The sequence below is a fragment of the Leisingera thetidis genome (assembly GCF_025857195.1).
Lineage (GTDB): Bacteria > Pseudomonadota > Alphaproteobacteria > Rhodobacterales > Rhodobacteraceae > Leisingera > Leisingera thetidis.
Genome location: NZ_CP109788.1, coordinates 334,831 through 355,522, shown reverse-complemented (window position 1 = coordinate 355,522; position 20,692 = coordinate 334,831). Strand labels below are relative to the sequence as shown.

Below are 20,692 nucleotides of genomic sequence, written 5' to 3'. Positions count from 1 at the left end.
CTGCCCTTATGCCTGTCATCTGCGCCGCTCAGCCTTTATGCTCCGCGGTATGGTCCGGGGGCGGTTCTGTGCGGATGCATCTGACCGTGTGTTCTGCCCGGGCCGTGTTCACGGAATTTGGCGTTTGCCGCCTCTTTTCCGTGACTATTGGCCAAAGAGCGGGATTCGTGCAAGTGTTTTCTATAGTTGGCCGTTTAAAGACCGTGCCGGCGGGGAGACCGCGCCCGCCTATGCAGCCTGCGGGGCCTTCTTTGACCATCCGCGCAACAGCCTTGGCCTGCCGGCCGGTCCAATGCTCGCGGTGCCTGTCATGGCAGCATGCCTGGGCCGAAACGGCGGTTGCTGTCTTCGAAGGGGTGAATGCTCTCGAAATACCGATGGCTCAGCCCGGCCCGGGGCAGGGCAGGGGGCCGGGGGGCTGTGCCCGCTCGCCCCGGCGCTGGCATGTTTCATTGAGTTTTGTCCGCCCGCATCCCGGGCCGGGACGGTCGAAACGGACGTTGGTCGCGGCAAGGGGGCAGGGTTAATGATTTTCCGCACTGTTGATTGTCACGCGACGGCTGCTTCTTGGGTTTGAGCCGCGGATTGCGGGGGCATTGGAACGATCCGCCCTGCGCAGGACGGCTCTCGGCAGGGGCGGCCAGGAGCGCGGATGAACACTGAGGACGAGATCGGGCGCTGAAGATTGTCAGCTCAGCTCGGCGTAGTTCCTGCCGATGATGCGCGCCGCCGACTGCAACCGCGAGAGGTGATCCTTGGCGACGGCCTCCACTGAATGGTCTGTGGCCTTCCATACCAGATTGACGGCGCCGACCGGCTCTTGATCCGCGGCGATAGGGACGGCAATGGCCGCTGGCAACTCGCCGAAATCCACTGCCCGGCCCCAGTGGCCTGCTGCACGGACCGCATATCCCCGCTCGGCAATGCGCTTCAGGACAGTTGCCATCCCGGGCAGTGCTTTTACATCTTCGCGGGGCAGACGACCGGCAAGGTCCTGCAGCGCCAGCGCCCGGTCGGCACCTGAGAGGGCAAACAGATAGGCTGTGCCCAATGCTGACAATACCGGCGAGGGACGAAAGCCCACGGCGTTCGGATAAACGCCATGCACCTGGAACCTCCGGGTGGTGTCGGCAATCTCCACCCGCCCGCCGCCGATCCCGGCCGCCAGATCGCTGCCCAGCCCGGTGTCGCGGCTCAACCGTACAATCTCCTCCTTGGCGGCGCCGACAAGCCGGTCGACGCGATTGGGCATGCCATCGCCCTGCGGAAACGCCGAACCGAGCAGGTAATTGCCGTCGCTGTTTCGGTGCAGCAGCCACCGGCGCGCTTCCAAGGTTTTGCAGATGCGCAGCAGTGTTGATTTGGGCAGGCCTGTGCGCGCGGCGAGCACGGCAAGCGAAACCGTGCCCGAGGCATGCACCACCTCAAGGACAGCCAGCCCGCGGTCGATCGATCGGTTGAGTTTCGTCATCAAGTCGTTCCACCTGGTGAAACACTAAATCGACTAAGATGCATTTGTTCAATACCTTTGTTCCACGCGCCAAGCGCCTCGAAGGGAGACCGGGGAGTGCTGGAACCATGCGCAAAAGGGAGGTCGCTGTGCCATATCTCAACGGGTCCGCACTCGCGGATCGCGCCGTCTTGCTGTTGTCGCTGGCCGTCATCGGTGCCGTCCTGCATGTGTCCGTGTTCGGAGTGTTCTCGGACTCCTACCTGCGCGTCGGCATGCTGCTGATCGGCGGCCTGATGGTCATCCTTTCGGGGTTCGGACAATCGGACAGCCTCTGGGACCGCGCGCTTCTGGCGTTTACCGCCATTGCTCTTTCGCTGAGCGTCTATCAGTATTTCGGTGCTGCCGAAGAAATAGAGACCGGTCTCTATTTCCTGACCTCGACCGACATATTCATGGGCCTTCTCGGCCTGATCGCGGTCATAGAACTGACGCGCAGGTCGGTCGGGCTGGTCATGGCGCTTGTTGCCGGATCCGTGCTGGTCTACGGCGCCTTCGGGCATCTGGCGCCGGGCTTCCTCAGGCACGCAGGCATTTCGAGCGAAGAACTGATGACCGTCTTGTGGTTCTCCTTCGACGGTGTCTTCGGCCGCCCCATGGCCACGGTCGTTTCGACCATCCTGATCTTCATTGTTTTCGGAGCGCTGCTGGAACTGCTTGCCATCGATCTGGTGCTGGTCCGGCTTGCGCTGGCCGCCACCGGGCGGCTGCGCTCCGGCCCTGCGGCGGCGGCAACCGTCGCGAGCGGGCTGTTCGGCACAATCTCCGGCTCTGCGGTGGCGAATGTGGTGGGGACCGGTGTCATCACCATTCCGCTCATCAAGAAGCGCGGGTTCTCCCCGCGCTTCGCGGGGGCCGTGGAAGCCGCGGCGTCCAGCGGTGGACAGATCACCCCGCCGATCATGGGCGCGGTGGCCTTCATCATGGCGGATGTGACGAATGTGCCCTACCTGACAATCTGCGCCGCTGCCGTTGTGCCGGCACTGCTTTATTACGGAGGCCTCTTCGTCGCCATCTCCAGCGCCGCGCGCAACATGGATCTGACCGTGGAAACCCTCCCTAAAGTCGACTTCAATTGGCGCGAGCTTGTCCAGGTGGCGATCTTCGTGGTGGCCCTCGCCGGGATCGTGGTAACCATGGTGAGGGGCGCCTCTCCGGCCTATGCCGGCTTCGTCGGTGTGTCGCTGGCGGCGGTCATGGGGTTCGCCATCCGGCCCGATTTGCTGACAAACGGTCAGGCGTGGCTGAAGTTCATCCGGTCCGCGGGGCTGATTTCGGCACAGCTCGTGGCAATCGTCGGCGCGGTGGGGATCGTCATCGGCGTCTTGAACCTGACCGGCGTCGGCCTGCGTTTCGCCTCGCTGCTGTCAAGCCTCGCCGAAGACCAGCTGATCCTGTCGTTGTGCCTGATGGCGGCCGCCTGCCTGCTGCTGGGCATGGGGATGCCGACCGTCCCGGCCTACCTGATAATCGTGCTGGTCATGGGGCCATCGCTGCAAAAGCTGGGGGTGCCGATCGTTCACACGCATATGTTCGTGCTCTATTTCGGGGTCCTGTCCGCGATCACGCCGCCCGTGGCGCTGGCTGCCTTTGCCGCAGGCCCGATCGCAGGGGCGGCCCCGATGGCCACGGCGCTGGAGGCCTCGCGGCTGGCGCTGCCGGGCTTCGTCATCCCTTTCGCCTTCATCTACAAACCGGCGCTGTTGCTGGGGACCGGGTTTCCTGTCGGGCAATCGGCACAGGCGATACTCTTTGTCCTGCTCGCCACGATCCTGATTTCGCGCGCCTGCTATCCGCGCCGCGGCAGGGGGTACATGACGCCCGTCGGGCTCACGCTCGCGGCCGGCCTGATCTTCTTTGGACCCTTCGTTTCGTGGATCGCCGCGGCTGCAGCCCTGGGCCTGATGTTCTTCGACCGGCTGGAACTGACAGCCAAGAACCAAATCTCATAGTGACAAGGAGGACCACCCCATGAAATCCGCCAAACTTGATCGCCGGACCGTTCTGGCCGGCGCCGCCGCTGCGGCGTCCGCCGCGATGCTGCCGCGTGTGGCATTGGCCAAGGAACTGCTGCGAATGTCCACGCTTGGGCCGGGCACCAGCCCGAACCTGGTGATGACGACATTTGCCAATATCATCAATCGCGAGCTGCCGGACTATGAAATCCAAATCAACGCCACCGGCGCGGCCACCCGCCACGTGCTGGAAGTGGCGATGGGCAAGACGCAGTTCTGCATGTCTTCGCCGGCCATACACGCGTTGATGTCCAACCAGAAGGCGATGTTCGCCAAGCTCGATCAAGCGCCGGAGCTGGCCAGGAAAATGCGCACCGTGCTGAATTTCCCAATGGGGGTCTACCACATCGCGGTCTATGAAACCTCAGGCATCAGATCGCTCGAAGACGTTCGCGGCAAGCGGGTGTTTCTCGGCCCTCCCGGCGGCGCGGCCTATGCCACGATGGAGCGGCTGTTCAAGGCCGTGGCCGGGCTGGAAGCCGGCACGGATTACGAGGCCGTCAAGCTGGGCTGGGATGCGGCGGCAGCCTCGTTCCAGGATGGCAACCTCGACGTCTATTGCAATCCGACCAACGCCCCCAGCCCGGTGCTGACGCAGATCGCAGTGACGAACCCGATCCGCTTCCTGGGCCTTCCCGAGCACCAGCTCGGCTCCGAAGGGGTAAAGGCGCTGGCGGACCGTCCCGGTTTCGGGCTGGCCACCTTGCCCGCGGGGGTCTACGGCGCGAACCAGAAGAACGAAGACGACGTGACCACCCTGCGCGTCACGGTCGGCATCGTCACCAACGAAGAGGCCGACGATGAGATGATCTACCAGATGACAAAGACCTTCTTTGCGGGCGTTGAGGAGATGGGCGAAAGCGCCCCATGGCTCAAGGCGGTCACGCCGGCAGCGGCGGTGGCCGACCTCAACATGCCGTTGCATCCGGGGTCGCTGCGCGCGCTTGAGGAGCTGGGAGTGGAGATCCCTGGCATCGCCCGCATGTAAACAGAAACCGGCCGGGGGGACACTGCCCCGGCCACGACTTCAGGTGGTCTGCCCCTCATGTCCAAAAACGTCCTCTTCATCATGTGCGATCAGCTCCGGTGGGATTACCTCTCCTGTACCGGGCACCCGCATCTGCCCACGCCGCATATCGACCGGCTCGCCGCGCGCGGCATGCTCTTCGACCGGGCCTACGTGCAATCCCCGATCTGCGGCCCTTCCCGGATGTCGTTTTACACCGGGCGCTACGTCAGCTCTCACGGCTCCACCTGGAACAACATCCCGCTGAAGGTGGGCGAGATGACACTGGGCGATCACCTGCGCCCGCTGGGCGTGCGCACGGCGCTTTGCGGCAAGACCCATATGACCGCCGATGTCGAAGGACTGCGCCGCCTTGGCCTGTCGCCGGACAGCGAGATCGGCGTACGCGTGTCGGAATGCGGGTTCGAACCCTATGAGCGGGACGACGGGCTGCACCCGGACGGGCCCCGCTACCCGCGCAACGCAGCCTATGACGCCTATATGGAAGAGCGCGGCTGGCCGGACGGCAACCCATGGCACAGCGTCGCCAACAGCGCCGAGGACGAGCACGGGAATATCCTGAGCGGTTGGTTCCTTGAAAACGCCGACAAACCCGCGCGGGCCGCCGACGAGGACAGCGAAACGCCCTATATCACCGGGCGGGCGATGGATTTCATCCGCGAGGCCGGCAGCACTCCGTGGTGCCTGCACCTCAGCTACATCAAGCCGCACTGGCCCTATATCGTCCCGGCCCCTTACCATGACATGTTCGGTCCCGAGGCCCATCTGGAGCCGATGCGCAGCGAGGCCGAAAAACGTGACCCGCACCCGGTCTACGGCGCTTTCATGGAAGAGCGTGTTTCGCGCGCCTTCAGCGACGATACGGCCCGCACCCGGGTTCTGACCGCCTACATGGGGCTCATCAAGCAGCTCGACGATCAGATCGGCCGGATGATGGCTTTCATCGAAGAGCAGGGGATCGCGGACGAGACGATGATCGTTTTCACCTCGGATCATGGCGACTATTTGGGGGATCACTGGATGGGGGAAAAGGAACTGTTCCACGACCCCTCCGCCCGCATCCCGATGATCGTCGTCGATCCCAGCCCCGAGGCGGACGCGACGCGCGGCATGACGTCTTCGGCGCTGGTTGAAGCAATCGATGTCGTGCCTACGATCCTGGACTATTTCGGCGGCGCCGCCGTGCCTCATATCATCGAAGGCCAGTCACTGCGGCCGATCCTGTTTGGCGAGGCAGGCAAAGTGCGGGATTTCGCGGTGTCCGAGTACGATTACTCGATGCGGGATGTCCGCAAGCGTCTCGGAGTCGAGGTCCGGAGCGCCAAGCTGACAATGCTGTTCGACGGACGATGGAAGTACATCTATGCCGAAGGTTTCCGGCCCATGCTCTTCGATCTCGAAACCGATCCTGGCGAGTTGGCCGATCTGGGCGCGGATCCGGCCTTTGCGGAGGAACTTGCCCGTCTCGAGCAGCTGTTCTTCGGCTGGACCCGGCGGACGTCCCAGCGCACGACCATATCGGATGCCCAGATTGCCGCGCGCGACGCAAGCCTGGGCGAAGCCAAGGCGGGCATCCTGATCGGTTATCGCAACGAGCACGAACTGCATGAGGTTCTGGACCAAGCCGAACGCAGTGCCGGCCCGCTGCGCAAACCGTCCTGATAACCTGATCCGCGCGCGTTTTTGGGCACAGGCTGTCCCTGCTGCACCCGCGGCTCCGGGACCTTGCCATCGGCTCGATCAAGTCCGATGGGCCGGCAGGGCGGACAAACGCGGCAATTGCATTGCCGCAAGGCGCGGTCTTCGCGATCATCGCCGGAGTGCCGCATTTGCACATTGAAACCATTGCCGCGCGCTTGCCTGCTGCGGCCGCTGTGGCCTGCGTTGGTTTGCCGGAAGCCGTCCCGACCGGCAAATCCTTCGCCCTCCGGTGTGATGCGGCATCGTCGTTGGCGGCGGTTTTCGCAGCCGGCTTCCTGTCTTGGTGAGAAAACGCCGCCTGACAAACGGGCAATTGCTGCTGGATGGGCTGGAAAGCTGCCGCCGAGTTCACGTTCTCTCTTGTTCAGCCCCGTAATTTTGATAAAACCCGAAATATGGAAAAAACGATTCCCCTCCGCCTCGCTGTCTTGGGGCACCCCCAGCGCCTTTCGGTGTTCCGGCTGCTGATGCGCCGGTTCCCCGACCAGGTCCCCGCTGGGGAAATCGCTTCGGCGCTGGACGTGAAATCCAGCACTTTGTCGTCCTATCTTTCTGCTTTGATGCAGGCAGGATTGGTGACGCAGACCCGCGAAGGCACCTGGCTTTACTACCGGGCTGATATGGGCGGAATCCGGGAAACACTGGATGCGCTGTGGCTTGACTGCTGCCGGGGACGTCCGGAGCTGTGCCTGCCTGTCCAGCCTGGCCCGAACCCGAAGGATCCATCCATGACAGACCCGCGGTATAACGTGCTGTTTATCTGCACCGGCAATTCTGCCCGCTCGATCTTTGCCGAAACGCTGCTGCGCAGTATCGGCGGCGAGCGGTTCAATGTGCACTCTGCCGGCACCAGGCCCTCTTCCGAACTGAACCCGTTTGCCATCGAAGTCCTGCGCGGCAAGGGACATGACGTGGACAGCCTGCGCGCCAAGAACGTCAGCGAGTTCACCGGCGAAACGGCACCCGCGTTCGACTTCGTTTTCACCGTCTGCGATCAGGCCGCAAACGAGGAATGCCCGGCATGGGATGGGCAGCCGATTTCCGGTCACTGGGGCATGCCGGACCCGGTCAAGGCCGACGGCAGCGATGCCGAAAAGAGCCTCGCCTTTCAGCAGGCCTACGGCACCCTCAAGAACCGGATCCAGGCCTTTGCCGCATTGCCCATCGCCGAGCTGGACCGCATTTCACTGCAAAAAGCTGTCGACGGCATCGCCCTGAACCACTGACCGGACCTGCGGCCCGGCCGCCCTGCAAACAAAGGAAAGACCATGACTGTATACGCGTTGAACGGCCTTGGCCGGATGGGAAAGCTCGCCCTGAAACCCCTGCTGGAGAGCGGTGCGCAGATTGCCTGGATCAATGATGCGGTTGGCTCGCCCGAGATGCACGCCCATCTGCTGGAATTCGATACGGTCCACGGCCGCTGGCAGGCTGATTTTGGCTTTGCTGAGAACAGTGTCACCATCGGCGGCACCCGCCTGCCGGTTCATTGCGAACGCCGGATCGAGGATCTGCCGCTGGAGGGCGTGGATGTGGTGATCGACTGCACGGGCGCCTTTAAAACCGAGGCAAAGCTGGCGCCCTATTTCGATGCCGGTGTGAAAAAGGTGGTGGTCTCCGCCCCCGTCAAGGACGGCGATGCAGCCAACATCGTCTATGGCGTGAACCAGGGCACGTACGCGCCTGGGCGTCACCGCATCGTGACTGCCGCCAGCTGCACCACCAACTGCCTGGCGCCGGTGGTGAAGGTCCTGCACGAGGCAATCGGCATCAGGCACGGCTCGATCACCACGATCCATGATGTGACCAACACCCAGACCATCGTCGACCGGCCCGCCAAGGATCTGCGCCGGGCGCGGTCGGCGCTGAACTCGCTGATCCCCACGACCACGGGCAGCGCCACCGCGATCACGCTGATCTACCCGGAGCTGAAGGGCAAGCTGAACGGCCATGCGGTGCGGGTGCCGCTGCTGAACGCTTCGATCACCGACTGCGTGTTCGAGCTGGCGCGCGAAACCAGCGCTGAAGAGGTGAACGCCCTGTTCAAGACCGCCGCGGATGGCCCGCTGGCAGGCATTCTCGGCTATGAGGAACGGCCGCTGGTCTCCGCGGACTACACCAACGATACGCGGTCTGTGATCGTGGATGCGCCCTCGACCATGGTTGTGAACGGCACCCAAGTGAAGGTCTACGCCTGGTACGACAACGAAATGGGTTATGCGCACCGGCTGGTGGATGTGGCCCGCATGGTGGGTGAAAGCCTGTGACATCTCCCGGCCCGAAACCCGAAGGCGGCCCGCCGAGCGGGCTGCGGGCCTATGCAGCGGTCACCGCGTCGTACTGGGCCTTTATGCTGACCGACGGCGCCCTGCGGATGCTGGTGCTGCTGCATTTCCACACGCTGGGCTTCAGCCCGGTGCAGCTGGCCTATCTGTTTGTCCTGTATGAGGTTGCGGGCATGGCCACCAACCTGTCCGCCGGCTGGATCGCGGCCCGGTTCGGACTGACGGCGACGCTCTACGCGGGCCTTGGCCTGCAAGTGGCGGCGCTGGTGGCGCTGGCGCAGCTGGACCCGAACTGGCAGATTGCCGCATCGGTGGCATTTGTCATGGCGGTGCAGGGGCTTTCGGGCGTGGCCAAGGATCTGGCCAAGATGGCCTCCAAATCCGCCGTCAAGCTGCTGGCGCCCAAGGAGGGCGACGGGCTGTTCCGCTGGGTAGCCGTGCTGACCGGGTCCAAGAATGCGGTCAAGGGGGTCGGCTTTCTGCTGGGCGCGGGTCTTTTGGCGGTGGCGGGATTTACCTGGGCGACCCTTGGCATGGCTGCGGTGCTGGCGGTGATCCTTGCAGCGGTCCTGGTTTCGATGCCTGCTGGCCTGCCGCGGGGACGGAAGGGTGCGAAGTTTTCCGAGGTGTTTTCGAAATCCGCCAACATCAACTGGCTGTCGGCGGCGCGGGTGTTCCTGTTCGGCGCCCGGGACGTCTGGTTCGTGGTTGGCATCCCGGTCTATTTCTACGCCGTTTTCTCGGACGGCAGCGAAGCGGGCAACCGCGCCGCATTCTTCCTGATCGGCACCTTCATGGCGGTCTGGATCATCTTTTACGGCGCCGTGCAGGCGTCCGCGCCGCGCCTTCTGAAGGCCGCATCCCGCAGCGAGGGCGAACTGATCGCGGCTGCCCGGACATGGGCCGCAATGCTGGCTGTCCTGCCCGCCGTTCTGGCCGTGGCCGTGCTGGCCGCGGGGCAGCCCGCGCCCTGGCTCACGGTGCTGCTGGTTGTCGGGCTTCTGGTCTTTGGCGGGCTGTTTGCGGTCAATTCCTCGCTGCATTCCTACCTGATCCTTGCGTTTTCCAAGGATGAGCGGGTCACCATGGATGTGGGCTTTTACTACATGGCGAATGCGGGCGGGCGCCTGATGGGCACCGTGCTGTCCGGCCTCACCTACCAGCTGGGCGGGGTGGCCGCCTGCCTGGGAACCGCAGCGGTGATGGTGGCGCTCAGCGCGCTGGCCGCCGGGCGCCTGTCTTCCAACCCCGAACAAGAGGCCCTGTCATGAACATCTTCGAGAAATACCTCAGCCTTTGGGTGGCGCTGGCCATGGCTGCGGGTATTGCGCTTGGCGTTGCGGCGCCTGCGGTGGTGGATACCATCGCCGCGGCCGAGGTTGCCAGCGTCAACCTGGTGGTGGCGGTGCTGATCTGGGCCATGGTCTATCCGATGATGATCGGGGTGGATCCCTCCAGCCTCAAGGACGTGGCCCGCCAGCCCAAGGGCCTGGCCATTACGCTGGTGGTGAACTGGCTGATCAAGCCGTTCTCCATGGCAGCGCTGGGTGTTTTGTTCTTCGAGGTGGTCTTTGCCCCCTTCGTGCAGCCCGGTGATGCGCAGCAGTATATCGCGGGCCTGATCCTTTTGGGTGCCGCCCCCTGTACCGCAATGGTCTTTGTCTGGTCCCAGCTGACCAAGGGGGACGAAAACTACACTTTGCTGCAGGTTTCGGTGAACGACCTGATCATGGTGTTTGCCTTTGCGCCGATTGTTGCCTTCCTGCTGGGCGTCACCGATATCGAAGTGCCCTGGAGCACGCTGATCCTGTCTGCGGTTCTGTTTGTCGCGCTGCCGCTGGCGGCGGGCCTGTGGACCCGCTCCCGTCTGGGCAGCGAGGCGCGGATCACGGAGTTTCTGGCCCGGGTCAAACCCCTTTCGGTCATCGGGCTGATTGCGACGGTGGTCATCCTGTTCGGGCTTCAGGGGCAGGTGATCCTGGACCGTCCGGCGGTGATCGCAATGATTGCCGTTCCGATCCTGATCCAGAGCTATGCCATCTTCTTTGCCGCCTATGCTGCCGCCTATGTCCTGCGGGTTCCGCACAGGATTGCGGCTCCCTGCGCCCTGATCGGAACCTCGAATTTCTTTGAATTGGCGGTGGCGGTGGCCATCAGCCTCTTTGGCCTCCACTCCGGTGCAGCGCTTGCAACAGTGGTGGGTGTTCTGGTCGAGGTGCCGGTGATGCTGACGCTGGTGGCCTTTGCGAACCGGACCCGGACACGCTTTGCGCAGGCCGTAACATGACCGTCGTAATTTACCACAATCCCGATTGCGGCACCTCGCGAAATGTCCTGGCCTTTATCCGCGCCGCGGGTGAGGAGCCGGTTGTCGTCGACTATCTCGAAACCGGCTGGACACGTCCGCAGCTCCTCGGACTCTTTGCCGCCGCGGGCCTGACCGCGCGGGAGGCGTTGCGCGTCCACCGCTCGCCAGCAGAAGACCTTGGCCTTTGCGATGCAGCCGTGGACGAAAACGCGCTGCTTGATGCCATGGTTGAACATCCGATTCTGGTGAACCGGCCCCTGGTCTGCAGTCCCAAAGGAGTCCGCCTGTGCCGCCCATCGGAAACGGTTCTGGATCTTCTGGATCACCTGCCGCCAGGTCCGCTTGTTAAAGAGGACGGCGAAATGGTGATGGACAAGGATGGCAGACTGCTCGTCTGATCACTCCGGCAACAGTAAAATGCCTTTCGGCAGGCCTGATACCGCTTGGCCATTCGGGCAGGTCAGCCTCACGTCTCTGCATTGCGTCCTGAAGCGCTGATCGCAATGGCAACCGCAGGCACACAAGAGGCCTGGCCGGGAGCGGCAGGGCCAGCCGCTTGCCGCGTCCTAGCCCCTGGGGGCAGCCGCCGAGTGCAATCCGCCCAGGCGTCCGCGGACGGCCTCGCTGACGGCTTCAATAACGTCGGCTGGAAAACCCGCGGGCAGGGACTCGGCGGCTGTTTCGAGCGCCTTGGGCGCACGTTCTGCAATGTCTTCGATGAGGCTGTGCGCACGTTTTTTCGAGAGCCCCGCCCGCATGGCCGTTTGCACGAAATGCCGCCCGTGAATCTGGTCGAAGCGATAATGGCGGCTGTTGCCCGCCGACATCGCCATTTTCATCTGCTTGCGCTCGATCTGGCGGGCGTTCAGCGCGGGCTGGGCCGTCAGGATGTCATAGAGCGGGGTCATGCGGTAGCTGCCGCCCGGACTGAGAAACACGCTGAAGTTCTTGGCATGGCCGTCTGTTGCGCCGATCAGCCAGAAGACCAATTGAGCCTTCAGGAAGGTTTCCTGATCTTCGAGGGGCGTATCGCTGCCTTTGAGCAGGCCGAGTATGTCGGCCATGCCCGGTCCGCCCTCATTCTGGTATTTCAGGGTCGGCGGTACGGACAGAGCCTGGCAGCAGTCTTCCTGCGGCAGGCGCAGGAGGCGTCCGTCCTTTGTCCAGCGGCGGTCGAAACGCTCTATCACAAGGGCCTTGGTATCCCCGAAGGTTTCAATGGCGGCGGTGTTCACCGGCAGGCCGAAGGCCGCTGTGAGTTTGAGGCAGTAGTATTCGTTCTCGACGCTGTCCGAGAGATCGATGCCGCCGGGCAGCCTGCCGATCTGTGTCTTGATGAGATGTGTGGTCGGGGTCGCGCCGTGCGGCTTGATCCATTGCCCGTCGTGCCGGAGCAGGGCGGTTTTTTCCTGTGCACCCGCCACGGAAATCCGGAACGCGTCATCGCCCGTCAGGCCGAGAGGGGCCTGGCTCAGGCCTTTCAGGAGGTTCTCGATGGCCCCGGCGTCAACCGTTTCGCCTTTCAGCCTGCCGGTGGCGTCGGGCGCCTCATCATCCCCCGCGATGAATTGCAGCGCGCCGACACAGTCATGGCCGATCTTGGCCAGCATATTGTAGGCGTCAATGCCCCGGGCGCCGACTTTTCCGGCAACCAGGCGGCGCAGCTTGCCGGAGTCAGGCAGCAGGTTCTCGAAAACCGCCGCAACAGGCTCTCCCCGGTACGGCGTTTCGCGCAATGGCAGCGAAAGGGAGACAGGCAGGGCATGCTCCCACGCCAGCCAATCGTGGTGATAGGCAAAGCCGGTGGCACCGCTTCTTTCACGGCTGAGTGTTCCGACGCGGCGGTTGTTCAGGTAGATCCGCAAGGGCATATATGCGGGGCGCCGTCCCATTAGAAAAGCTCCTCGATATCCTGCCCGTGCCCTTTGGTGCGCGCGCCGATCCTGAATTCCAGGTCAAGAGCTGCAAGGACGGCCAGGATGGTGCCGAGCTTCGCAGGCTTCTCGCCGCTTTCGACCTGGGAGATCGTGGCCTGGCGCAACCCGGCGCGTTCAGAAAGCTGCGATTGCGACCAGCCGCGCTGTTTGCGCGCGCGCTGGATGATGGAGCCGATCTGTCTTGGTGTGCGAGCGAGTTCTGTCATGCGAAGATGATACGCTATGGCGAATAAATTGACAATATACGCTGTAGGGAATAATCTTAAACTATACGCTTAGGCGAGTAAGTTAGATTTATGCGCTACAGCGTATGATGTGCTCTGGATGCCTTGAGCAAGTCAGAGATCGTGCAGCTGAGGTGCACAGACCTGGGAACGTTTGAAGACGCCGGCTGCTTCGCAACCATCCGGCGTGGACCGCGGACGTGGGCAGTTCTCAGGCAGTGCCCTTGGGGGGGGGGCGGGGCCGCGGCGCCGCTTTCTTTGCAAGCTGGTTAAGCCGCCCGACGATCCTGTCGGCCTTGGCATCGTCGGGATCAAACGCGCCGCCCGACCAGCAGATCATGTCCTCGTGTTGCGCTGGCCGGGATCGGCGGGGGCTTCGAGGAACTCTTCGTAGCCCCAGGCGCCGCCGGCGTTCGAAGCCGGCCACGGCCGCGGTCTTCGTCAGCCTCATCGCCGCGATCTCATCCTCGGCGGCCGCAGCTTCGAGCTCCTCGAGCGGCATCTCCATCTGGCCGGTCAAGCGGGCACGCCGTTCCGAGCTGCGGCCATATTGTTCGCGCCGGAGTTTGGCGATCTCGCGCCGGAGATGCTTGATCATCGCCTCGGAGGCCGAGACCGCCGCCCGGACCTGCGCAAATTCGGTCCCGGCAGCTTCGGCACGTGCTTCCGATGCCGCAAGTGCGGCGCGCAATCCGGCAATCTCGGAAGCGGCATCTGACATCGCCGGGACCTGCCACGCGCGCCCCGCAAAACCTATGTAAATAAGGCTGATGAGACCAATTTATCCCGCCTTTGCAGGGCGTTGTGTCCAGCGCGGATTGCGCCGGCCGATCCCCTCCAGCAGGTATCCGAGCTGGGCCGCGGAGATCTGCACCGCTTCGCCGGTCCCGCTGGCCGGCCGGATGAACTTTCCCGTTTCCAGCCGTTTGGTGTAGAGCGGCATGCCGGCACCATCGTGCCAAAGCAGTTTGACCAAGTCGCCCTTGCGCCCCGGACGCAGAAGATCTCACCCGCATGCGGGTCGCGTCCGAGACCCTGCTGCACTGCTGGAGCCGCCGCAGGCGCTTCAGCGAGATCGACAGCGGGATGAACGCAGGCGCCGTCTTGCCGCCCAGCTCGCCGCCGCGATATTGCCGCCGCATATTGCCAGCAGCGAACGCGACACACCGTGCCGCCGCGCAGTTGCGGCCACCTGACGGTGCCCCACAAAGCTCTCCTCCACGATCCGGATCTTGCCGGCATCGCTCCAGTGCCGCCGGCGCGGAGCGTCAGCGGCGGAAAGGACGTCGATCTCAGGTCTGAACTTATGGCCGGCCATAGGGTTGGACTTATCACCAGCACCGTCATCTCGTCAGACGGCCTCCGCCGGTGGCATACGCTGCTTCACTTGCTTGCCTTGAACAGGGCGGCTGGGCCTATTCCTGTTTCCCATGGCTGAAGCGGGTTGGGCGTCGTAGAAGGTCCACACCAACACGCAGCAGGCTGCCGGCGCGCCTTTTCATATGTTTGGCCACATCACACAGTATACTTATGAAAACAGCTCCGAAATGCGGGTAGCCGAGTGGCTGGTTTCTCCTGAAGCCGCCGGCCTCAAGGAAATTTCCAGCGCAGACAGGGGCAACATGCCAGCCCCGGCAACGGCCTACACTTTCTCATGCTGGCACCCGTGCCCTTGGCCTTCCGGGTCAATACAGGCCGATGTCAGTGAACTCCTTGCCGAGCAGTGGACGGGATTCAGAAAGGAAATGAAACCGCTTTTCGCCGTATGTGCAGTCCAGGTCGCCCCGTGCGGCAGCGATGCGTGAACAAGCGCCCATTGCAAGCTTGGCCGTTTGACGCAACCGACCGAGGTTTTATGGTGCGGCGCAGCCGGCAGATCCTGCCGTTCGCTGCGGCTGCGAAGCTTTGAAACTGATGAACTCACACATTGCCGGACGGAGCCGCCTTGTGCTCTTGCAGCTATTGCTGCCGCAGAAAACCCGCGCTCACGCAGCACGAAATTTTCGGCAGCGCTGCCAACTTCCCATTTGTGGTCATTCGGCCTGATGCTCCTTCAGCATGCCTGTAATCTGCGCTTCGCTGAAACGGTTTATGAGCATTGTTTGTCTCCTGGCTTGGAGAGCAGGTTAACTTCAAACTGTAGACGTTTGAGGCGAGCAGCTCACGCTGAATTCTCGTTGATCGCAGGCGCAGCGAAAGTTTGCTGCACCCGCTCTCAATTCGCGCTGCGGTAGTAGGGAATTCAGCAGTTTATTTCCTTCGCAATGAAGACCGGAAGCCAATCTCATAGAACACAGAACCAAGTGAGTATTCGCTGCGGGTTCCAGAAGGGTGGGTACGGTAACCGTTCTCCTCCTGATTCAGATGAACAGACCGACCTTTTCGAACTTTGAGACGTCAATGATCCCCAAATCTGAAATCCGGATTTCGGGGATCACAACCAGCGCCATCAGCGAATGCTGCATATAGGCGTTGTTCAGCTTGCAGCCGCATGTGCCCATAGCGGCGACCATCGCCGCGGCTTTCTCGGCGACCATCTCCGCGCGTTCCTCTGACATCAGGCCGGCAATGGCCAGTTCAACGGTTGCCAGTTCCTTGCCTTCGGAGAAGACGGTGATACCCCCGCCGACTTTTCCCAGGTGATTGGCCGCTGCCGCCATGTCCTCCTTGGAGGTGCCAACAACAATCATATGGTGGCTGTCATGTGCGACAGTCGAGGCCACCGCACAGGGTTTGTCGTAACCGAAACCGGATACGAAGCCATTCACCACACCGCCGGTACCTCGGTGGCGCTCGACCAGCGCGATCTGACAGACATCTTTTCCGGCATCCATACTGACCAACCCGTTCTCGACGCTGAGATTGGCCTCCAGTGCCCGTGTCGGGGCTTGGTTTTCAATGACGCCAATGACCCGGGCTCTCACCTCTGCCGCGCCTTCAGGGGCATAAATGTCAAAGTCATCCGCAGCCAGGCGCTTGCCAAGGTTGACGGTGTTCTTGGCAAGTTCCGGGTAGTCGTTGACGGGAATATCTGCTGTAAGCCTGCCGTCTTCCGCCAGCACCTCGCCAGCGGCCATTACAAGTTCCACCGGAAGGGTCGGCAGGTCGGAGGTCAAGATAATGTCAGCCCGGCGACCAGGGGAGATGGAGCCGATGTCCCTTTCCATGCCGAAATGCTGGGCGGTGTTAAGAGTGGCCATCTGAATGGCGGTGATGGGCTTCAACCCCTGCTGGATGGCATGGCGGACCACACGATTCATATGGCCGTCGTTCACCAGCGTTCCGGAGTGGCTATCGTCGGTGCAGAGGAGAAAGTTCCGCGGGTCCATTCCGTCCTCTGTGACCGCCTTGATCTGCTCGGCCACGTCATACCAGGCCGAGCCAAGCCGGAGCATGGCGCGCATGCCCTGACGGATGCGGGCGGCGGGATCTTCCTTGCGGGTGCCCTCATGATCGTCCGCCGGGCCGCCGGCCACATAGCCGTGGAACATCAGCCCAAGATCCGGCGAGGCGAAATGACCGCCAACCGTCTTGTCGGCCAGTTGAGTGGCGCCGATTTCGCCGATCATCTTGGGATCATTCATGGCGACGCCGGGGAAATTCATCATTTCACCAAGGCCGCAGGTCTGTGGCCACCCAAGCGCCTCGGTTACATCCCTGATGCTGAACTCTGCGCCTGCGTTCTCCAACCCAGGTGCCGAGGGCACGCAGGAGGGCACCTGCACCTGTACATTGATCGGCAGGCTGGCGGCATCGTCATGCATCAGCCGAACTCCAGCCAGGCCCAACACATTAGCGATCTCATGCGGATCTATGAACATTGAGGTGGTGCCGTGCGGGATTACCGCGCGGGCGAACTCAGTCACTGTGACCATGCCGCTTTCGACGTGCATATGCGCATCGCACAGACCCGGCACCATGTAGCGGCCCTTGGCCTCGATTACCTTGGTATTTGCGCCGACCGCGTGGCTTGCGTCCGGGCCGACATAAGCTATCCGTCCGGCGGCGATGGCAATATCTGTGTTAGGGATGATCTCGCCCGAGTACACATTCACCCATTTGCCGCCGCGGATGACACTGTCGGCTGGGGTACGTCCCATTGCGGTGTCGATCAGGCGCGGTGCGGATTCTGTCCAGGAAGGAATAGACATGGGAACTCCTGTCATTAGTGCTTGAGATAGGGGACGCCAAGTTTTGCAGGCTGGCCTGAGCGGCTGCGGATCATCACCAGCAGCAAGATCGAGGCCACGTAAGGCAGCATCAGGAAGAACTGATAAGGAATGTCGACACCAACGCCTTGCGCATGGACTGCAACACTGTCCAGGAAGGCAAAGATCAGCACCGCGATCATGGTGCGGACCGGGCGCCAGTTGCCGGCAATGACCGCCACAATAGCCAGCCAGCCCCGGCCGCCGGAGATGTCCGGGCGGAACTGATCCGCAAAGGCCATCATCAGGAAGGCGCCACCTAGGGCAGTCAACGCCGAACCGAACAGCAGCGCGCTGTACTGGCGGGTCGCTACCGACAGGCCTTTGGCCTCCAAGAACTGCGGGTTTTCGCCCGCGGCGCGAGTTTCCAACCCGTAGGTAGTCCGCCGCAGGAAGAACGCGATGAAGGGTACGCTCAGGAAAGCGGCGTAGGTCAGCAGGTGCTGGTCAAACAGGATCGGACCGATCACTGGAATGTCAGACAAAAGCGGCACCGGAAACTCATTGATTGTCGAATAACCGGGCGGTTTGCCGCCGCCCACATAGCTGCGGAACCAGAACAGTGTCAGGCCGCTGGCCAGAAGATTGAAGCCAAGACCGGTGACAAAGTGATCTACTCGCAGGGTTACGGTCATGACGCCGATCAGCAATCCGGCCGCCAGCCCGGAGGCCATTGCCACCATGGCTGCAAGGACGGGAGAGCCGGTTTCCGCCATTACCAGATAGGCGATCAGGCAGCCGAAAAGCATGGTTCCTTCGACACCCATGTTCCAGATGCCTGAGCGTTCGGTTACCAATTCGCCCAGAGCGGCCAGCAGGATCACCGTGGCCACACCCATAGCGGCGGTTATGATCGACATAAGGATATCGGGGGCAAGCAGCTCAGACATGAACAGGCCTCACAATGCTGATTGAGTAACGGACCAGAACTGATGCGCTGAGGAAGAAAAGCAGCAGGATGCCCTGCATTGCAGGCACCAGAGACGGAGGGATGTCGGACAGCACGCTCATGTACAGTGAACCGTTGGCCAAGGCGCCGAACAAGAGCGCTGCGATCACTGCGCCAATGGGGTTCAGCCCACCAATCATGCCGACGATGATGCCGGTAAAGCCAAGGCCTGCCATCACATCGCCGCGCAAACGGTAGTTGACGCCAAAGATCTCGGAAACCCCTGCCAGCGCTGACAACGCACCGCTGAGGCACATGACAATCAGCACGGTGCGGGTGACGTTTACGCCCTTGAACCGCAGCGCGGTGGGGTTGAAGCCAAGGGCGCGGATCTCAAAGCCCAGCGGCGTTTTCTTGATGATCACCCAGCACACCGCGGCCGCGGCCAGGGCGAGCGGGAAACCGATATGCAGCTTCACACTGCCGACCAAAAGCGGCAGGTGGAAGTTTTCATCAAACACCGGCGTCTGGTGGTAAGAGGTGGAACCTTCTGCAGTCCACGGCCCGCCTGCCAGCAAATACGAGAGCAGATAGACGACCACATAGTTCAGCATCACGGTTGAGATGATCTCATTGACACTGAATCGGGTCTTCAGCCAGCCGCACAGCCCGCCGAGAGCGCCGCCGCCGACCATCGCGGCCAGGATGATAATTGGAATTGCGATCAGCCACGGGGCGCCGCCCAGATACAGACTGGCCCAATAGCCGCACATGGCACCGGCAAACATTTGCCCTTCCTGGCCGATACTCCAGATCTCAGCCCGGAAGGCAATCACGGTAGCCAGGCCAGTAAATATCAGCGGCGTCGCTGCAACCAAGCTTTGCAGCACTGCCTCCCAGCTGCCAAAGGCGCCTTCGTAAAGCGCACCAAACCCTTCGGAAACGCTGGCGCCGCTTGCGGTTATCAGCAGGGCCGAAGCGCCAAAGCCCAGGAGCAGCGCCAGAACATAGGCTGCAAGCTGCGCCTGCCAGCCTGCGGATGTGCGGGGGGTAATGGTGATCATGCGGCCTCCTCCATCGCTTGGCCTGCCATCAGCAGGCCGATTTCTTCGAGATTGGTTTTTCCGGCCTCGACGATCCCCATTAGGCGGCCCTGAAACAGCACTCCGATCCGGTCGCAAAGGTTCATCAAGTCTTCCAATTCGGAAGAGGCAATCAGCACCGCAACGCCTTCAGCGCGCTTCTCCAGAAGTTTGGTGTGGATGTATTCGATGACACCTACATCCAGCCCGCGTGTCGGCTGGTTGGCGAGCAGCACTCGTGTCGCAAGCCGCTTTTCCCTGGCCAGGATCACCCTCTGGGCGTTACCGCCCGACAGGTTCCCTGTAGGAGTTTCCGCGGAGGGGGCCGAGATCTGGTATTCCCTGATCATCCGCTCCGCGCTCATACGCATCTTGGGGAAATCAAGCAGCCCGCCGCGGGCATAGAAACCGCGGTGATCGCCTAGGATCAGGTTCTCCTCGATCGAGAGTTCTGGCACCAGCCCTTCGACAAAGCGGTCGTCGGGGATGTGCCCCAGCCCCATGTCTTTAATGACGCGAGCATTTAAGCCGCTAATCTCGGCCCCATCCAGAGTGATCCGCCCGGAAGCAGGTACGCGCACCCCGGCGATCACCTCCATCAGCGGGTTCTGGCCATTGCCGGCAACGCCGGCGATCCCGAAGATCTCGCCTTGATGGATTGTTAGCGAAATATTGCTCAGTTCCGGCTTCTGCCCCTTCTGACCAACAGTGACATTCTCGAGCATCAGCCGTGCCGGGCCGACAGGAGAGGCCTGCCGTACCTTCGGCTCCAAATCGCGTCCAACCATCATCCTGGTCAGCTCTTCGGGGGAGGTCTCAGAAGTGGAGCGGATGCCGGCCACCTCCCCCTGGCGAAGAACGGCCACCCGGTCAGACTGCATCACCTCGTCAAGGAAATGCGAGATCAGGATAAGCGCCGCGCCATCTGCCTTGAGCTTTTCGATGATACGGAACAGCTTTTTGGAGTTCTCGATGTCGAGCGTGGCGGTCGGTTCGTCCAGGATCAGCAGGTCAGCATCAAAATATAGCGCCTTCAGCAGTTCGGCCCATTGCTGCTCGCCTACCGAAAGGTCCCGCACCAGCGCATTGGGGTCGATATCGATGCCGTAGGTCTCACAGATCTGCCGAAGCTTGGCTTCCGCCTCGCCGTAGTTAACCACCAGCCGCTTTTCCGATCCGATGACAATGTTCTCCAGCACGGTGAAGTCCGGCACCAGCACAAAGTGCTGATGAACCAGCCCTATCCCTGCGCGAATAGCATCGGCAGCCGAGCTCATCTTGAGCGGTGCGCCCTTGTAGATAATCTCGCCTTTGTCCGGCGGGAACAGGCCGGTCAGACAGGCCGAAAGCGTTGATTTCCCGGCGCCGTTCTCGCCAAAGAGGCACAGTAGTTCCCCGGCGTGCACAGAAAAGCTAATGTCATGGTTGGCGCGGACCGGGCCAAAACTTTTGCAAAGCCCGCGGGCTTCTATGGTCGGTATGGGCATCGTCAGAATCCTGGGTAAG

General features: G+C 62.3%; 17 protein-coding genes and 1 pseudogene. 8 read left to right on the top strand and 10 right to left on the bottom strand.

Going from position 1 to position 20,692, the window contains the following annotated elements:
* Positions 1 to 688: 688 nt before the first annotated feature.
* Positions 689 to 1,471 (bottom strand): helix-turn-helix domain-containing protein, encoded by a 783-nt coding sequence (locus OKQ63_RS22645; RefSeq protein WP_264214100.1) that lies wholly within the window; start codon positions 1,469 to 1,471, stop codon positions 689 to 691.
* A 44-nt stretch (positions 1,472 to 1,515) separates the two neighbouring features.
* Here OKQ63_RS22645 and OKQ63_RS22640 point away from each other — a divergent pair, with 44 nt between their 5' ends.
* From OKQ63_RS22640 to arsC, 8 genes are all read left to right on the top strand, one after another.
* Positions 1,516 to 3,462: a TRAP transporter permease gene (locus OKQ63_RS22640; protein WP_264214099.1), complete on the top strand. Its 1,947-nt coding sequence runs from the start codon at positions 1,516 to 1,518 to the stop codon at positions 3,460 to 3,462.
* A gap of 19 nt (positions 3,463 to 3,481) precedes the next feature.
* A complete protein-coding gene (locus OKQ63_RS22635) occupies positions 3,482 to 4,513 on the top strand; it encodes a TAXI family TRAP transporter solute-binding subunit (RefSeq protein ID WP_264214098.1) in 1,032 nt (343 codons plus the stop codon).
* Positions 4,514 to 4,570: 57 nt separating this feature from the next.
* Positions 4,571 to 6,214 carry a sulfatase-like hydrolase/transferase gene (locus tag OKQ63_RS22630; RefSeq protein WP_264214097.1) on the top strand — a complete coding sequence of 548 codons (1,644 nt, stop codon included), beginning with the start codon at positions 4,571 to 4,573 and terminating at the stop codon, positions 6,212 to 6,214.
* A 434-nt stretch (positions 6,215 to 6,648) separates the two neighbouring features.
* Complete coding sequence (locus OKQ63_RS22625; protein WP_264214096.1) at positions 6,649 to 7,479, top strand: metalloregulator ArsR/SmtB family transcription factor; 831 nt, start codon at positions 6,649 to 6,651, stop codon at positions 7,477 to 7,479.
* 42 nt (positions 7,480 to 7,521) lie between these two features.
* A complete protein-coding gene (locus tag OKQ63_RS22620; protein ID WP_264214095.1) occupies positions 7,522 to 8,520 on the top strand; it encodes an ArsJ-associated glyceraldehyde-3-phosphate dehydrogenase in 999 nt (332 codons plus the stop codon).
* 83 nt (positions 8,521 to 8,603) lie between these two features.
* Positions 8,604 to 9,809 (top strand): organoarsenical effux MFS transporter ArsJ, encoded by a 1,206-nt coding sequence (gene arsJ / locus OKQ63_RS22615; protein ID WP_434086073.1) that lies wholly within the window; start codon positions 8,604 to 8,606, stop codon positions 9,807 to 9,809.
* Positions 9,806 to 10,825 (top strand): ACR3 family arsenite efflux transporter, encoded by a 1,020-nt coding sequence (gene arsB, locus OKQ63_RS22610; protein WP_264214093.1) that lies wholly within the window; start codon positions 9,806 to 9,808, stop codon positions 10,823 to 10,825. Before arsJ ends, arsB begins: the two co-directional genes overlap by 4 nt.
* Positions 10,822 to 11,244, top strand: a complete 423-nt coding sequence (gene arsC, locus OKQ63_RS22605; protein WP_264214092.1) for an arsenate reductase (glutaredoxin) — start codon at positions 10,822 to 10,824, stop codon at positions 11,242 to 11,244. Before arsB ends, arsC begins: the two co-directional genes overlap by 4 nt.
* 168 nt (positions 11,245 to 11,412) lie before the next feature.
* On the opposite strand, the gene OKQ63_RS22600 is transcribed toward arsC, so the two are convergent.
* From OKQ63_RS22600 to OKQ63_RS22560, 9 genes and pseudogenes are all read right to left on the bottom strand, one after another.
* Positions 11,413 to 12,738, bottom strand: a complete 1,326-nt coding sequence (locus tag OKQ63_RS22600) for a type II toxin-antitoxin system HipA family toxin (RefSeq protein WP_264214091.1) — start codon at positions 12,736 to 12,738, stop codon at positions 11,413 to 11,415.
* Positions 12,738 to 12,989, bottom strand: coding sequence for a helix-turn-helix domain-containing protein (locus OKQ63_RS22595; RefSeq protein ID WP_264214090.1), 252 nt, complete (start codon positions 12,987 to 12,989; stop codon positions 12,738 to 12,740). Before OKQ63_RS22595 ends, OKQ63_RS22600 begins: the two co-directional genes overlap by 1 nt.
* A 421-nt stretch (positions 12,990 to 13,410) precedes the next feature.
* A pseudogene (locus OKQ63_RS22590) lies at positions 13,411 to 13,728 on the bottom strand (IS66 family transposase); the annotation flags it as partial.
* Positions 13,729 to 13,788: 60 nt separating this feature from the next.
* The gene (gene tnpB / locus OKQ63_RS22585) at positions 13,789 to 13,950 is read right to left on the bottom strand and encodes an IS66 family insertion sequence element accessory protein TnpB (RefSeq protein ID WP_264211457.1); all 162 of its coding nucleotides are present in this window, start codon (positions 13,948 to 13,950) and stop codon (positions 13,789 to 13,791) included.
* A 123-nt stretch (positions 13,951 to 14,073) separates the two neighbouring features.
* Positions 14,074 to 14,325 (bottom strand): transposase, encoded by a 252-nt coding sequence (locus tag OKQ63_RS22580; RefSeq protein WP_264214089.1) that lies wholly within the window; start codon positions 14,323 to 14,325, stop codon positions 14,074 to 14,076.
* 1,042 nt (positions 14,326 to 15,367) lie between these two features.
* A complete protein-coding gene (ade, locus tag OKQ63_RS22575) occupies positions 15,368 to 17,158 on the bottom strand; it encodes an adenine deaminase (protein WP_264214088.1) in 1,791 nt (596 codons plus the stop codon).
* A 14-nt stretch (positions 17,159 to 17,172) separates the two neighbouring features.
* Complete coding sequence (locus OKQ63_RS22570; protein ID WP_264214087.1) at positions 17,173 to 18,105, bottom strand: ABC transporter permease; 933 nt, start codon at positions 18,103 to 18,105, stop codon at positions 17,173 to 17,175.
* A complete protein-coding gene (locus OKQ63_RS22565) occupies positions 18,098 to 19,168 on the bottom strand; it encodes an ABC transporter permease (RefSeq protein WP_264214086.1) in 1,071 nt (356 codons plus the stop codon). Before OKQ63_RS22565 ends, OKQ63_RS22570 begins: the two co-directional genes overlap by 8 nt.
* On the bottom strand, positions 19,165 to 20,673 hold the full coding sequence (locus OKQ63_RS22560; RefSeq protein ID WP_264214085.1) for an ABC transporter ATP-binding protein: 1,509 nt from the start codon (positions 20,671 to 20,673) through the stop codon (positions 19,165 to 19,167). The genes OKQ63_RS22565 and OKQ63_RS22560 overlap by 4 nt, the downstream gene beginning before the upstream one ends.
* Positions 20,674 to 20,692: the final 19 nt, after the last annotated feature.

Excerpts from the sequence above, each read along its gene's own strand:
- OKQ63_RS22645 (WP_264214100.1), bottom strand. The coding sequence starts at position 1,471 with ATGACGAAACTCAACCGATCGATCGACCGCGGGCTGGCTGTCCTTGAG.
- OKQ63_RS22635 (WP_264214098.1), top strand. The coding sequence starts at position 3,482 with ATGAAATCCGCCAAACTTGATCGCCGGACCGTTCTGGCCGGCGCCGCC.
- OKQ63_RS22630 (WP_264214097.1), top strand. The coding sequence starts at position 4,571 with ATGTCCAAAAACGTCCTCTTCATCATGTGCGATCAGCTCCGGTGGGAT.
- OKQ63_RS22625 (WP_264214096.1), top strand. The coding sequence starts at position 6,649 with ATGGAAAAAACGATTCCCCTCCGCCTCGCTGTCTTGGGGCACCCCCAG.
- OKQ63_RS22620 (WP_264214095.1), top strand. The coding sequence starts at position 7,522 with ATGACTGTATACGCGTTGAACGGCCTTGGCCGGATGGGAAAGCTCGCC.
- arsJ (WP_434086073.1), top strand. The coding sequence starts at position 8,604 with ATGCTGACCGACGGCGCCCTGCGGATGCTGGTGCTGCTGCATTTCCAC.
- arsB (WP_264214093.1), top strand. The coding sequence starts at position 9,806 with ATGAACATCTTCGAGAAATACCTCAGCCTTTGGGTGGCGCTGGCCATG.
- arsC (WP_264214092.1), top strand. The coding sequence starts at position 10,822 with ATGACCGTCGTAATTTACCACAATCCCGATTGCGGCACCTCGCGAAAT.
- OKQ63_RS22600 (WP_264214091.1), bottom strand. The coding sequence starts at position 12,738 with ATGGGACGGCGCCCCGCATATATGCCCTTGCGGATCTACCTGAACAAC.
- OKQ63_RS22595 (WP_264214090.1), bottom strand. The coding sequence starts at position 12,989 with ATGACAGAACTCGCTCGCACACCAAGACAGATCGGCTCCATCATCCAG.
- tnpB (WP_264211457.1), bottom strand. The coding sequence starts at position 13,950 with ATGCCGCTCTACACCAAACGGCTGGAAACGGGAAAGTTCATCCGGCCG.
- OKQ63_RS22580 (WP_264214089.1), bottom strand. The coding sequence starts at position 14,325 with ATGGCCGGCCATAAGTTCAGACCTGAGATCGACGTCCTTTCCGCCGCT.
- ade (WP_264214088.1), bottom strand. The coding sequence starts at position 17,158 with ATGTCTATTCCTTCCTGGACAGAATCCGCACCGCGCCTGATCGACACC.
- OKQ63_RS22570 (WP_264214087.1), bottom strand. The coding sequence starts at position 18,105 with ATGTCTGAGCTGCTTGCCCCCGATATCCTTATGTCGATCATAACCGCC.
- OKQ63_RS22565 (WP_264214086.1), bottom strand. The coding sequence starts at position 19,168 with ATGATCACCATTACCCCCCGCACATCCGCAGGCTGGCAGGCGCAGCTT.
- OKQ63_RS22560 (WP_264214085.1), bottom strand. The coding sequence starts at position 20,673 with ATGCCCATACCGACCATAGAAGCCCGCGGGCTTTGCAAAAGTTTTGGC.